The sequence below is a fragment of the Terriglobus sp. ADX1 genome (assembly GCF_036877645.1).
Taxonomy (GTDB): domain Bacteria; phylum Acidobacteriota; class Terriglobia; order Terriglobales; family Acidobacteriaceae; genus Terriglobus.
The window spans coordinates 22,371-36,085 of sequence record NZ_JAEDXV010000020.1; the positions used below are offsets into that span (position 1 = coordinate 22,371).

10 protein-coding genes are annotated in these 13,715 nt (G+C 53.4%); all 10 read right to left on the minus strand.

Annotated features, from left to right (window positions below; translation table 11 throughout):
- Window positions 1-81 precede the first annotated feature (81 nt).
- A complete protein-coding gene (locus JAO32_RS13670) occupies window positions 82-501 on the minus strand; it encodes a DUF6908 domain-containing protein (RefSeq protein WP_334241299.1) in 420 nt (139 codons plus the stop codon).
- Entirely contained in the window at window positions 501-1,397 is an 897-nt protein-coding gene (locus JAO32_RS13675; protein ID WP_334241301.1) for an ArdC family protein, read from the minus strand. The genes JAO32_RS13670 and JAO32_RS13675 overlap by 1 nt, the downstream gene beginning before the upstream one ends.
- A gap of 749 nt (window positions 1,398-2,146) precedes the next feature.
- The gene (locus JAO32_RS13680) at window positions 2,147-2,842 is read right to left on the minus strand and encodes a hypothetical protein (RefSeq protein ID WP_334241303.1); all 696 of its coding nucleotides are present in this window, start codon (window positions 2,840-2,842) and stop codon (window positions 2,147-2,149) included.
- 267 nt (window positions 2,843-3,109) lie between these two features.
- Window positions 3,110-5,029 carry an alpha/beta hydrolase family protein gene (locus JAO32_RS13685; RefSeq protein WP_334241304.1) on the minus strand — a complete coding sequence of 640 codons (1,920 nt, stop codon included), beginning with the start codon at window positions 5,027-5,029 and terminating at the stop codon, window positions 3,110-3,112.
- Entirely contained in the window at window positions 5,026-5,922 is an 897-nt protein-coding gene (locus JAO32_RS13690) for a tetratricopeptide repeat protein (RefSeq protein ID WP_334241306.1), read from the minus strand. The genes JAO32_RS13685 and JAO32_RS13690 overlap by 4 nt, the downstream gene beginning before the upstream one ends.
- Before the next feature lie 113 nt (window positions 5,923-6,035).
- Window positions 6,036-7,196 (minus strand): O-antigen ligase family protein, encoded by a 1,161-nt coding sequence (locus JAO32_RS13695; RefSeq protein WP_334241308.1) that lies wholly within the window; start codon window positions 7,194-7,196, stop codon window positions 6,036-6,038.
- A 109-nt stretch (window positions 7,197-7,305) separates the two neighbouring features.
- Entirely contained in the window at window positions 7,306-8,322 is a 1,017-nt protein-coding gene (locus tag JAO32_RS13700) for a tetratricopeptide repeat protein (protein WP_334241309.1), read from the minus strand.
- Between the two features lie 37 nt (window positions 8,323-8,359).
- Window positions 8,360-9,316 carry a DsbA family protein gene (locus JAO32_RS13705; protein WP_334241311.1) on the minus strand — a complete coding sequence of 319 codons (957 nt, stop codon included), beginning with the start codon at window positions 9,314-9,316 and terminating at the stop codon, window positions 8,360-8,362.
- A 1,342-nt stretch (window positions 9,317-10,658) separates the two neighbouring features.
- Entirely contained in the window at window positions 10,659-11,348 is a 690-nt protein-coding gene (locus JAO32_RS13710; RefSeq protein WP_334241313.1) for a hypothetical protein, read from the minus strand.
- 1,354 nt (window positions 11,349-12,702) lie between these two features.
- Window positions 12,703-13,350, minus strand: coding sequence for an SOS response-associated peptidase (locus tag JAO32_RS13715; protein ID WP_334241315.1), 648 nt, complete (start codon window positions 13,348-13,350; stop codon window positions 12,703-12,705).
- Window positions 13,351-13,715 lie beyond the last annotated feature (365 nt).

A 13,715-nucleotide genomic window follows, 5' to 3' on the forward strand; every position in this document is an offset into this window, starting at 1 on the left:
TGCGGCTCCTTGGATGTTGGGCATGAGGGGTCGATGGCGCAGACACGCACAGTTCCGCGCCGTGGGCGGAGAAGTCTGCGGTTACCTGCGAACGTGTCGGGCCGGATCGAACGCATCGACGAAGCCCTGATGACGGAGGTTGGTGTCCCACGTCTTCGCAAACGGCTCGTGCTGCCTGTGCAGTGCGAAGACACAGAGGTAGTGATCGTCGACGATACGACGACTCCACTGCTCGATGCCGACGTAGTCGTTGCGCCAGTAGAAGGGATCGAGTCGGGCCACACCACCGGCGAAGCCAAGCTCAAACAGCATCTCTGGATCACGCATGGCGTCGCCATGCTGTTCGCCATAGTGGGCAACGGAGAGAGCCATCAGACCGAGCGGGCCGGATTCATCGGTGGCTTCGATCACTAACGGCAGATAGGGCGGGTTGTCGATGTGAAGGTGAAGGCCGTGGTGCCAACCTCCGGCCTTGGTGAGGATGTCAAGGAGGGTCTGCATTACGCGGCCTCCTCGAAGGAACGGGTTCCCTCCTCCGTCACCACCGGTTCCAGTGCAGAGAGGATGAGACTGGACGCCTGCTGAACGACTTCGAGCGATTCGGCCAACAGGGATGCGTTGCCCTGATAGAGGTGGATATAGTCCGCCGATGCGGACTCATTCACCAGACCAACCGCCTTCCCCACGGCGAAGGCGATGGCCTCGGCTTCCATCTCGCGAATGGTGCGGGTGATCGCGGTACGCCGTTCGGTCTGATGCAACAGTTCATGAGCCGTCTCATGCACCAAGGTTGCGAACTCTTCGGCTTTCGACTGTCCGGGTAGAAGGGCGATGCGACCGCCATAGCTGGTGCCCAGCGCGGGTGCAATCCGATCGGTGTAGGTGACCGCAATTCCCTTCCCTTTGAGAAATGCAATCAGGTGCGCGATGTTCTTGCCGGGATCACCGGAGACTTCGTGCAGGCTGGGCAGGTCGACGCCTTCGGTCTGCGAGATATCGAAGACGTAGAGGTTACGGAAGCCAAGGATGACGCGTTCATTCTGCGTGGTGATGTCCTTCTCGGCTTCACTGTCCTTCTTGCGACGCACACCGACGATGGGGCCAAGGATGCGGATGCCTCTCGCACCTGCTTTGACGGAACGGCCAAGGTTCTTCCACGTCCAGAAGCCAGCCACGCGGGTGGCGGTGGGCATCTGGCGTGCGATCTCCAGCACGTTTCCAAAGCTGTAGTTATGGAAGCGGCTCATGGCCGTGAGGTAGTTGGTGAGCGCTTCGGAGTGTCCGTCTTCCAACCGCTCAATCAGCAGCTTGACGTTGGCGGCGATCAACTCCTGTTTGGTGGTCGGCTTCTTGCTGTCGATGGTAGTGAGGTTGTTCGTGGTGGCTATGTTGCTCATGATGTCTTCGCTCCTTGGCTTTTGCTGTTGCAGTTCCGCGTAGAAACGCGGCATGCATATGCCGAACGCCCACGTGGCGAACGGCGGGGCGGCAAGGCGCAAGGGGAGGGGTATCTCCCACCCTTGCAGAGCAGCGAAGCGGAACGGAAAGGGCGAAGCGCAGCGGAGGTCTGCACAAGCGCGAGCGCGGAAGACTGCGGGACACCCCTTGCGCCGCGCCAGGGCGGAGCCCTCAGTCGGTACCGGGGACATGGTTTTCATCCAGTACCGGAGACAGGATGTATAGATGTGGGAGGAGTAGCTCTTCAGCGAGGAACGAGACGCAAGAAGATGCGTTTATGACTTTGGAAAAAGGTCGCATCGATCAGCAACGCATGCAGTGTTTATCGAGCTAGCAGAAGGACGAGATGTCGCTCACAGACTTATGTCACGAGTACGGCATCACCCGCCCAATCGGATACAAGTGGATTAAGAGTTACAACGAATTCGGGCAGAGCATTCCGCAGATAGTGCGTGCAAGTGTTGACAGACTGTTACGGGAGCCTCGTTTTGCAAGCCGCGGGGCAGAGCTTGGACGCAACCGTGAGATCTCAGCACGGAACCCGGGAAGCCTGCAACGCAGTTGAGACGGCCATGCATCCGTCCTTATAAGCCGGCTTCGTGTCTTTGATTCGCAAGAGACCCGAAGAGCGTTTATCGGCACAAACGTCCTGATCCGCGATGCACTTAAGGAGGCAAACCGCGGTAGCCTAGATGCTGCCTTGATCCGAGAGAGAACCCGCGGGCTTCAGTTGCTGAACAAGAGTGACAATGGCACCCCAGCCTCCGAGCAAAATGAGCCAGAACGCCACCGTAGGCCAACGATGACGATTTTGAACGTACAGATTCCAGTAGGAGTGCTGATCTTGGTGAACGGTGTCCTGTTGACTTATGAAGTCACCCGCAACGTTTGTGTCCGATGTCTGAATGGACTCATCCCTTGTATCCAACACGAAGTTCCTAACGTGACCGGTGCCTTGTGGCTGGAACTGCGACTTCGAGTCTAAATAAGTGCCGATGAATCGCCCGTCGCGTAACTCCAGGTCGATGATTCCGCGAACGTACCCACGACCGATCCAAGGAATATCTGTGTCCACTCCCGGAGCATGAACATAGCCAGAGTAGGTGTTCAGGCTTCCGACCACATAGCCGTTCGGTAGAGTGACGTAAGGGTCAGGGCTGTAGCCAACGCTCTGATGAGCGATGTGATTCGAGATGTAGCTGTGGGTGATAAATGTCGCGACTAGCCATCCTAAAGCTAGAAATGGCGCTATCGCATTAAATATGCGATAGCGTCTGGCAGCATGGGTTGAATCGGGGAAAGAGCGCTTTGTGAGCCGAAACAGGATGATAGAGAGAGCAATGCTACCGATCGCGAGAATGAGTCCCCACGTTAGAAATGTCATCACAACTGCGAATCCGGCCATCGTAGCATTCTATTTGTTGGCACCCAATTGGCCACGCTAGGAATTCAGTCTCTATAGCTACCGATAAGTCTGCGTATCGTAAGGAATCAATTCATCTGGATGAGCGACTCGGCGATTTGGCACTCATCGAGATCACAACTGACTACAAGAGCGTTTCCCGTTACTAATCCTGTCTGCAACACTTGGGCGAGTACTCGGTGAGCGCATTGCTCGGTTGGCACTAAAGCCATCCGCAAGACTCTCGCTTCAGTACGTCGGGCGGCGATTCTGTGATCCGTTGCCTAAGACAGCGGCCGTTGCGAAGAACGAAAGCATCTCCTTCACGGAGTCGGGCCTCACAAACAATCCATTACCAGGCAGCCAGACGGTTTCGACCTTTACTTGCGACCGAGCGGCTTCCCGCTCCAACAAAAGCGCCGCTTCGGCAGGAGAGTGTGCATCAGTTCTCCCTTGCACCACTCGAAGCGGGATCTTCTTTAATTCGGCTAGACGCAGAAGCGCATTAGCAGCGTCTCTTCTGGAGAAGGTACGAGCGACGTTCATTCCTGTACCAGGCGCAATCGTGCTGATCGCTGCGTACTCGGATGGGTGCTCTTCAGCGAGGAGAATAGCGCTTCTTCCGCCCGCACATTCTCCTGCAAGGTAGACCTTCTCTGGGCCGAGTCCGAACTGAGTCAGAACTGCAGTCCGTACATCTTCAGAATCTGCCTCGGCGGCTGAGGATGGTATCTGTAATCCGCGGTTATAGGGGAATGCCAATGCGAGATGGTATTCCTCACCAAATGATAAGTACTTTTCCAGGGCTCCAGAGGTTGCGGGATAGCTTTCAAAGAAGGGCTTGTCGGATGTGTTGTAAGGCTGAACGATAACCAGGGGAGGTCGATGACTTCGCCCACCTGAAGGGAGAAACAAAAAATAATACTGACGGCTGCCGTTTAAGCGCGATTGAAATGCCATTAAGAACTTCAGTGGGGGGGCATCAGGCAAGCGAGAACCAGGCCGAATGTCATGAAGAGCAAATTCGAACTGCTCCATAAACGACAAGATGACTTTTTCTTTGTCCAGCCGCAGAAAAGCGCCATCCTCTTGGATAAGCTTTATGAGTTCTGTCAGAGAATCACACGGCAAGGGTGCATTCGGGCGCGAACAGAGTCGTCGGTAGTCGTCCACTGCGTCCTTCGGATCACCAAGATAAAACATTTCGCGTGCTCGGGCGATACTCGAACCGACAGAGATGTAGTAGAGACCCGGCGGTCCACTGATTGGAATCGGTGAACGAAAATCTTTCTCAGCTAGCTCGCCTTCACGCACTACATTGCCCGTGATATCCCGGATAACGTATTGCTGTGAGTTCTCTCCGAAGAGACGAAGAGCAGGATTAACGGTGATACCTGCAGTGCGCGGTACAAGTATTCGCGTGAGGACGTCGAACATGCCGCCATGATCGCGGATGAAATTTCTAGCGCCTGTCGGCGTAGTCACCCATACCGCAAAGTCATTTCGTTTTGGAAACCAGAATGCTTTGATCAATACGTGATTTAAGCCGCGTTTGAGAGGAACGAGCACATTGCCGTTCGTGTACCAATCGGCACCTACTGATCCCGAATATGACTGATATGCGACAGCGCCGTTGACTCGGAGTTGAACCGGACTATTCGCACCTATAAGCAGGACGACTTTCTGTTCCAACGCTGAATCTATATCGACATGCGCATATACGACCTTAAATTCATGATGTGTCCCCCAGAACAGAAGTTGCGAGCTCACATCTGCCACGCCGAACTCCACATTCTGGTTGAGGGTGACTTCTGGCGCAGGGATGGTTTCCGGTTCTTTCGATATATCTCTGGTCAGGTCTATGGAGATGTTTGTTGTCTGCATTGGTAGCCGCTCGTCTGTTTCACTACCACCTAGAGGCCGCAGAAAATCCTTATTGAAGATTTGAGCTTCCATATCAGGCAGATATTTCCAACGATTCGCAGGATCGAGATAAGGGCCAGATATTCTCCACTGGGTCACTGGTAACACATCACTATCTTCAACTCTGCCAAGATGGATTGTCGGCGGAAGATTGTGTTCTGCTGTAACCCCAACCAGATACCACAAACCACCACCCACGGCCAATAGCAGTGTCAAAGCTATTAACCTGCCTTTGTTCACGGTCACTCGTCCTCCTCTCTTGCGGGTTCTCTCAAATACGAAAGAAGATTGGAGGGCATCAGATCGTTAGTGATGACAGGAAATTCGCGGTACTGTGCGGGCAGTCTTCTGGCATGGGGAGAGACAAATTCATCAACCCAATGAATTGATCCGTGGACGATCCTTAGTTCCTGCCCAAGAAGGTAGCGCGCCTTCTTTCGTTCGCCCACTGACGCCTCTAGACGTGCTTGCTTCAGATCCGCCTCAGAAAGCGTCTCCCATGCACCCCCCAAGTTAGGAAGCTCACTAAGGCTTGCAACTGCAAGCTCTCGCGCATGATCGACATTTCCAAGAGAAAGTTGAATTCTGGCGAGCCGCGCCTTCACCAGGGGATTTGAGGCGGTCTGCGATAGTTCTTGTATAGCTAGACGCACCGACTCCAACGCTAGTTCATGATCTCGTTCGGATAGATCGAGATAAAACTTGGATTCAATACTGCGAGGCATCAACGAAATGAATCTTCCATATGACTTGGCTGCTGAATCCCGATCGCTCCTCTCTTCGAAGATTCCTAGTGATGCACGGTAGATCGGATCTTCTGGTTCTAGAGCGATAGCTCGTTGAAGGGCCTGTATGGCCTTGGCATCATCGCCTTGGATCTTGTACGCCCAGGCGAGATTGTGCCAGCAAGCGTCTTCTAATGGGTCAATTCGGACCGCGGTTTCCAATAGAGAGACAACTGGAACTAAGCCGTTCGACGCTGCAGCTGAACGACTTTCAAAAACGTCTTCGAGCCACTCCTGATCGCTTTTTTGAGATATCCATACAGCGCGCGTGGCATAGATCTGGACGTCGCGAGGAGATCGAGTCATCACCTCTTCGAACTTTGGATCGAACGCGCGAGCATCTTCTTGCCCCATGCCAACTTTCCTTTCAAGGCTTTCACTCATTTCATGTCGAAAAGCTTGCGGAATGAAGCATGCCACGGAGAGCACCAGCCCTAAACGACAGAGTCTTGCATTGGCCCAGCATCTCATCCGCACTTCTCGTTCGCTCTAAAAGACATCCAGATCGCCGCAAGATCACATATCCTTCGATGTTCCGTGATCGCAGACTGCGTCAGCAGGAAGATGAAAATGGCCCCGAACGCTGCTATGTCCTCAAGAGCGCGACCTGAAACGTCACGCTTCAGACTCGGGAGAACCAGTGCGGCAACCAGCGCCGCAATCGCAATTCCGATGAGTCCTTGTTCAGCAATGAGTTCGACCAAGGAGTTGAATGCGGCAGGCGAATACCGGTCGGGGTTATCGCGGCGATCGCCTCTATCTGCATGGGTGAAATTTCCAATGCCTACTCCTGTTAATGGTCGGCTCTTGAAGATATTGATTCCATCAAAGACCATCTCATTTCGCCCTTTAGCGCTCCGAACCTGAGAGACGTTCTGATAGATTTCGACGGTCCTTAGGACGGGCTGCGGAAACCAAAGAGCAACTAAGAGAGTTGTGGTCAGAAGGATCGGTTTTTCGGAAGACATAGATGCGTCGCGGAGGGGCTGTCTCACTCGATAGAACTCCACAACCAAGAGCGGAAGGAGCGCTATATACATTCCCCTTTGAAAGCTTAGGAGGCAGCAGGAAGCATTGAGAGCAATTGCGGTAACGAGCAGGATTTGGCCATAAACGCCCTTCACTGATCTTCGGGACGTTAGAGCGAAGATCACGGAGATCAAGAAATACAGACTCCTTGCGCCTGAATAGGACGGGATCGAGAACAACTGAACCTGTCTCTTGAAAAGGGTTAAGTCGGAGAAACCCAATACTCTCCACGATCCATACCTAGAGGCGAAAGTGCTGAGACTGGACAGCGCGACCGTACTATTGACCAGATTTACTGCATTCAGAAAATTCTGGGTGAAATCGAGTCGGATACTCCGGACCAGATGGTAGAGCAGAACCGACTCCAGAATTGCCAACACGGACAACAGGCTCGTAGGTCGATATTGGCTGACAGCATACGAGAAAATCGCTGCGACGACCACGAGACCACTGGCCACATCCCACATGCACGACCGGCGTCCATGGGGTGGATCCCATAGAGTCAGCACTGCCACGCCCGTGACGAGGGCCGTTAAAGTCACTGAGAATGGCGCAACTTCGCTGAGGGCAACGATGCACAGCAGGGGAATGACAGCCAAGCTCCAGAGTGCGGACAATTCACGTCGAAACGCCTGGAATTGGTTGAACCAGACTCCACTTCCCAGTCGAGGCATGCATTCCCGAAGCGTCATCGCAATCCAGTTCCGCTTAGTAAAGGCGCCTAGCCTTCTTGAAGAAATCGTCTAGGTGATCAGCCCAGTGGTCAGCTTGGGCGAGTTCTCCTGCATCCATTTGAGCTCTCATGACCCCGCTCGCAGCCCTTGCGGGCTCGTAGCCGATTCTGGCGGCAAGTGATTCCCAGACGAGGGCTGCAGACCGGTCTCGCGTTACACCAGTTCCCCACCAGTACATTTCTCCCAACGCTTTCATGGCGGGCGCATAACGCTTCAGTGCTGCACGGTGAAAGAAAATTGCAGCAAGAGGGATATTCTTGGCAGTACCAACACCTTCTTGATACATCCAGCCCAATCGCCATTGGGCTTTGGTATTGCCCAACTCTGCGGCTTTCTCGTATAGCGCGAAGGCCGTAACAGGGGCTTTGGTTTGATTTCTTCCGACGAGAAATTCATCAGCATACCGGACTTGAGCACGGTCATCTCCCAACGCTACTGCGCGTTCGTGCCAACTCCGAGCTAGGTTGAGGTCGACACCTACTCCCTCGCCCTCGTGATACATCGCCGATAACCATTCGGCCGCCTGAGGATTGCCTTTTTGGGCGGCCTCGCGCATCAGAGCGGCGGCTTTCACTAAGTCTCGGGGGCCACCCCATCCGCGGTAGAAAGCAAGGGCTCGATAGGCCATAGCTGTTGTGTCGCCGGCTTCCGACGCTTCGCTAAGCGTCGCAATCCCCTTGTTCACGTCCCGTCTAACTCCTGCTCCAACAAGATATTGAAATGCGATTAGCGTCCGGGCCTCGCTAGAGCCTTGCCCCTCGGCTTTGCTCAGCCAGAAAAATGCCGCCTTCCGATCCTCATCCACGATCGAGCCTGAAAGATACGCTTTGCCCACGTACAACTCGGCTTCCGTACTGCCTGCTTTCGCGAACGAAAGCTGTCGTTGAAACGTCGAATCCCAAGTAGGATATTGCGACGACGCAACGTGGGCATAGAAGAAGGTCACTCCAAACATCACGCGTAGAACGAGGCCTCGAGCTGATCGTTTCATGGAAATCCCCAATATCCTTGCTACTACATCCTTGCTACTACATCCGTGCCGGGTGGGCGTCTGGTTTCATTGAATGGTTGATCAGATCTACGTAGATGCTCTGATCTCTTGCTCCGACGATACGGTTGCCATTAATGAACACCGCTGGCGTTCCGCTGACACCATATTCCTGCCCCAGCTTGATGTCTTGGTCAACCGCATAAGACATTTGGTGGCGTTCCACACACACACGAATCTCTTTTACATCCGCTTTCGTATGAGCCTGCAGATACTTCAACGCGTCCTCCTGCGTTGCATCTGAGACCGTGGTCGAGGACGCGAAAAGATAATCGTGCAGAGCCCAAAAAGCAGTGTTTCCTTGTAGACCCGTACAGGCGGCCAACTCCGCCTCTCGGCGAGCGAATTTATGCATCGGAAGTGGAAACTCCCGGAATACGAGATGCACGTTGCCGACCTCTTTGGGAAGCACGTCTTCTTGCAGTGTCTTCGCCAGCCGCTTACAGAAGGGACACTGAAAATCTGAGAACTCAACTATCGTCACTGGAGCTTTGGAACTTCCCCAGGAGGGTCTGTCGTCCGCGATCAGTTTTCCCATATCGACAACCGAATCAGATTGCCCCAGAACATCATCTTTTTTGTGTGTGGCCCCGGCAAGATTCGACAGGTCCAGTGCTTGCGTAAAGAGATATCTGCCGTCGTTCGATACGAGGTAGATTGACGGCTTATCACCTTTTCCTGTTAAGGCCGCTATTCGCTGGACGCAAGTACCAGGGAGGAAGCCAGCGCGGAAAACACCCAACTCTCTGCTCTCCGCGATTCCCAGACGGGCGCGGAGGTACGTCGTAATTTTAGAGAGCTCTCCATCATCAATGACCTTGCATCTCGAATCAGGGTGGACATGCTGAAACCAAACTACTGTACCGATTGCGGCCAACAGAGGAATCGCCAAAAGGTACATCCGCGTGAAGGTGACCTGAAATTTACCTAGGATCATCGGATTCGTCTCCTTCTACACCGAATGATCTTCTCCTTCGGATATTGACGACTGCCGGCAGGATCACTGCAAGCGAAATTCCCGTGGGGAGATAGCGTTGGAATATGGGGGTATGCGGTAGGCCGAAGTTGGCCCCTTCGCACAGACCATCGTCAGGATCCCAGGTACCGCCACATAGTCCGCAATCGAATGTGCTGCAACTTGGATCGCAAGAATCACACTCTGGCTGACAACTTGGAGAGTCCGGAGAACAGGTGCAAAGGTCATATCCCGAACACGTGTCACTGGAACACGGATTCTGTGCACAGGAGTCGCAGGTGCTCGTATCCCATACTCCATCTCCGACGCAGATGGCACTCCCACACGGAGGTGTTCCGTCGCACTGAGCTGTTGAAACTGTGGGGCACGTTAGGGTGCCGTTGTAGCAAGTGGACTCAGAACCGTCCGAACAGAGATAGCTGGATCCGCTACACGCGCACTGGTATTGGCCTGTTGTTTGATCGCAGTAGCAACTATCATTCGCAGGCGCACCCACACAATTCGGGTCTTGGGATGGATCGCCCCCTGCATCTGAGCCTTCTCCAAGGGCGGTGCCGTTGCTGACCCCACCGGCACCGGGTGTCTTCACTGCATTGCTATCGCACGATGTCAGCGTCGCAGGCAACTTAGATGTGTACTGGCCGGATCCTCGATCGTTTGTGCCACACTGGCCCACCATCATCGAGGGCTGTCCCGAGAAAGTACACGCATTCTCTTTGCCGTTGCTATCTAGATTAGGAATGTCACCTACGCCAAGATGATGAAGTAGCTCGTGCTCGGAGGCTCCTTTGAAATATGTCTGGACAGAGCCATCTTGTGCACTTCTGTCGTATTGCAGTACACCATTCGAAACGAAATTGAAGTTCCAGAAAGTGTTCCCACCGGCAATCGTCGTTGAGTTAGCGCCGTTTATTTGCGTATAGCCGTTGACGCTATTGGCTTCTTTGTTGCCACTGTTTGCAGGGTCGAGATAGAACGAGATTAGATTTTGCGTTAGGGCTTCATTTGTCGGGGGCGGAGCACTGCTGAGGCTCAAAACAATGTCGTGGCTCTTCAGGCCATCTGCTCCGTTCAGATCGGCAATGGCAGCAGATACCGCTTGTCTTTCAGTGTCATTGAAGTTCGGGTCGAGTTCCACAGTAATTCGGGAGTGGTCGGGCCACTTCACCGTTGCTCCACTGTTGGTCCCGAGGCTCGGAGGAGTCGTGCAGCCTTGGGCATGAACGATCCGGGCGGCAACACCCACCAAGCAGAACAGTACAAATAAGAATGAAACAGTATGTCTCATGACTGCGTCTCTCTTCTATTGCTGGTGGTGAGTGCTGAGCTGTTTGATTTTCGCAATGAAGTCCGCTGTCGTTCCTGAATGGCGGATCGCGCTATTTCTGGACGAGAGAATCTTTGTTGGATTGCTAACGTCGATCGCATCGTCAGCGCCGACTTTGTACTCCGAGCTTCCCCGCAGGCGATGAAGAAAAAATACGTACTCCTTTCCTCGCTCAATCGGAAGCGCGTCCGGGTCCATCGCAATGACTGAGACGCCGGAGTCGTGGATTACTCCGCCCGGATGGACGATACGCAAGTGATCACCGTCGGCAATCGGTCTGTCCTGTTTCATGACGTCATCGACTTGAACGACAAACGCGCTGTAGACGAAAGATCCGTCTGCGGTGAGAGCACAAGACCGTTGCAGCACGTGGCCGACGACGACTGCGTCCGAGTTCGCGATGGAATCACGCACCTGAGCATCGCGATCCGTAGGAGTTGCCCCCTCTAAATGAGTGCTTCTCTCCTTCCGTACGATAGTTATCTGCTTTTGGTTCGTCCTCTTCGCGGCAAGAATCAGGTCCGAGATCTTGCCCATCGATGCGTAGGAGCCAAACGCCAACGCTTCAGCAGGCGGTGCTTGTGCATTTGCAGGAAAACCTAAAGTAAATACCTCTGTCGCCGAGAAAAGGAGGAGAACGAGGGTGATCGTATTGACAGGGCGCATAGAGACTCCGGCGTAAATCGAAAATTCTAGTTTGAAGGACGTCGTTGCCAGATTCGCAATCCCATATCCGAACCTGGAAAGCCAACGATGAGTATTCATATTGCCTAGCTGTTCAGTTATCGAGTCGGGGCAAGCGTAGTAACGGTGCCAATTTGAGGCAACCGCCGGGAACGCCACGAGCAAATCGTTTCAGAGAATGAGACACGAGAGCGAAGGGAAACAAAAAACAGACTTCGACATGTTCTTTGCAGTTTGACTTCGCTGGTTGACTGAAAGTGTCAAACAGTCCTCGTTGAGGGAAAGTCTCTTTAGCACTCACAATCACATACTAAGGAACCCATTTTTCATCGGCTATCTACCTCCGTTAATGGGAGATAGGCGCCGCTCGCCTTTGGCGATACATATAGCCTCTCGCGTAGGCCTATTTTCCCAGCGGCAGCCGACCTCTGACCACTGTTTAGCGGTCTCCTTGTGAATACTCGAAAAGCTTGGGAACCCTTTTCACACGGTGCTTCGGCGATTTGCAATATACCCTTTCATGTTTCACATCGTGAGAATCAGTTTCGCAACGGGGAACGGTCCTGTCACGAAACTCACCGACCATTTTCGAGCCGCGTAAACAATCATCTTGCCCATGGGAAGATCACGTGGGTCCGCAGTCATGCCATGGCACGCACGCTATTACAGATACAATCCGCTCATAAGCGGGAAGGGAAAATACAGCGATGTACATGATGTACATTCTGTAACTGCCTTTAAGCTGACGAAGGCATCGGTCTCCGCGAGACTTACGACGCGACCATTGGTGTCCACAGCACGTCGAAGAACTTCAGTGACAATCGGTCGGGACCGCCTTTCTCACAGGCGGATATCGCTTGGGCTTGGTCGTACACAAGAAGAGACCGCGATCAAAACCCAGCAACTGCCTAGCTTACTGATTCACTTTGCGCGTACGCCGGATCAATCAAAACTACGCTGGCTGGTCGACAGCTTAGCCGAAGGTTCCAATCTCCCCAAGCTAGATGGGTTTTAGTAACGCAGCACCTTGCGCAACTTATCTTCGTTCAAACCATGCGCGCTTGTATGGAATCGCAGCAGGAAAACCTTTCCGGTTGGTTGCGAGCATTGACTGACCCGAGCATGAGTAAGGCACTCAACTGCATGTACGAGAAACAAAAAAACAAATAGACGTGAATATCATGGACGCGCGCTGCGGAATAGTCTCGCAAACGAGAAGAAGCCAAAGAGAAACAGCAGAAAGAAAACGTCTCCTAAGAAATCCGCAACAAAGAAGGCTGCCTAGACGGAGTCAGTTCCAAATAGCGTAGGTTCAGAACCGACTTCGATACGATGCTCACTGGCTGTCAAAAAGGCTCACTTGCCGGTTGCTTATGGGAGTTGCGTCGACGAGCTTGGCTTTCATCTTCGAGGCGGGCAAGATGCGTAGGAGATGGATGGGTGGACGCGCACACGGAGCGAGATACTCATCGTAATCGCGCGGCTCAAGAAAGGTGGTCATGCGATCGTGGATTGGCGCCATCAATTCATTTGGCTCGCCGGTAAGGACGGCGAAGGTCTTCTCCCATTGCTCCGTCTTCGGGTTCTTCCAAAGCTTCCAAACTGCTGCCATGCCGAACGGTTGTTGGCCTGGAATAGTGAATTCATACTTCGGCTTCTTCTTACCCTTTTCGACCACCTGCCACTCATAGATGGCGTCGCCCGGCAAGATACAGCGCCCAGTCTGAAACGCATCTTTCCAGAACTTCGCATGGTCAATGCCTTCCGAACGTGCATTGAATAGCAAGCGATCTGGCAGCTTAAACGCCCAACGCATCAATTCCAGTTGGCGCTCCCCTGCATCGTTCGTATAGATGACAGGCTGCATGGATTGGGGACGCAGGTCGTCTCCTTCGTCAAAGACCGTCTCATCAAGACCGGCTGTGACCTTGAAGACTTTGGCAACGCGCTGCTTGTCCGAACCACGTTTGAACCGTCCACACATAACTAGGTCCCTCTGACGACTTTCTTTGGATCTTTGTCGTCTCGCATCGCGACGAACTTCGTGTGCCTCAGATGGCCCGCTCCCTTCCATTCAAGAAGCCGATGCGAGCGACAACTTCCGGGCAAAGTCAGATGCACTCTTTCATTTTCTCCGCAGTGAGACCCTGTCCCCATCCCATCGACCAGCCTGCTTCTCGGGCAAGTTCGCAAACGGGCATTTCGTTATTGTGAGCTCTTTGATCTTCCGAAGACCTCACGAAGGGTGGCCGAGGAAGAAGCCGGCGCGGACCCTCGCTGAATAGCGAAGCTCTTGCCTGCGTAGAAACTGCCAGAACGGCCCGTGAACTGTGGCAAGCAGGGCGTGCT

What these genes read in the sequence shown, in the direction of transcription:
- JAO32_RS13680 (WP_334241303.1), bottom strand. Translation starts at nt 2,842, where the DNA reads ATGACATTTCTAACGTGGGGACTCATTCTCGCGATCGGTAGCATTGCT.
- JAO32_RS13715 (WP_334241315.1), bottom strand. Translation starts at nt 13,350, where the DNA reads ATGTGTGGACGGTTCAAACGTGGTTCGGACAAGCAGCGCGTTGCCAAA.
- JAO32_RS13705 (WP_334241311.1), bottom strand. Translation starts at nt 9,316, where the DNA reads ATGATCCTAGGTAAATTTCAGGTCACCTTCACGCGGATGTACCTTTTG.
- JAO32_RS13690 (WP_334241306.1), bottom strand. Translation starts at nt 5,922, where the DNA reads ATGGGGCAAGAAGATGCTCGCGCGTTCGATCCAAAGTTCGAAGAGGTG.
- JAO32_RS13710 (WP_334241313.1), bottom strand. Translation starts at nt 11,348, where the DNA reads ATGCGCCCTGTCAATACGATCACCCTCGTTCTCCTCCTTTTCTCGGCG.
- JAO32_RS13700 (WP_334241309.1), bottom strand. Translation starts at nt 8,322, where the DNA reads ATGAAACGATCAGCTCGAGGCCTCGTTCTACGCGTGATGTTTGGAGTG.
- JAO32_RS13670 (WP_334241299.1), bottom strand. Translation starts at nt 501, where the DNA reads ATGCAGACCCTCCTTGACATCCTCACCAAGGCCGGAGGTTGGCACCAC.
- JAO32_RS13675 (WP_334241301.1), bottom strand. Translation starts at nt 1,397, where the DNA reads ATGAGCAACATAGCCACCACGAACAACCTCACTACCATCGACAGCAAG.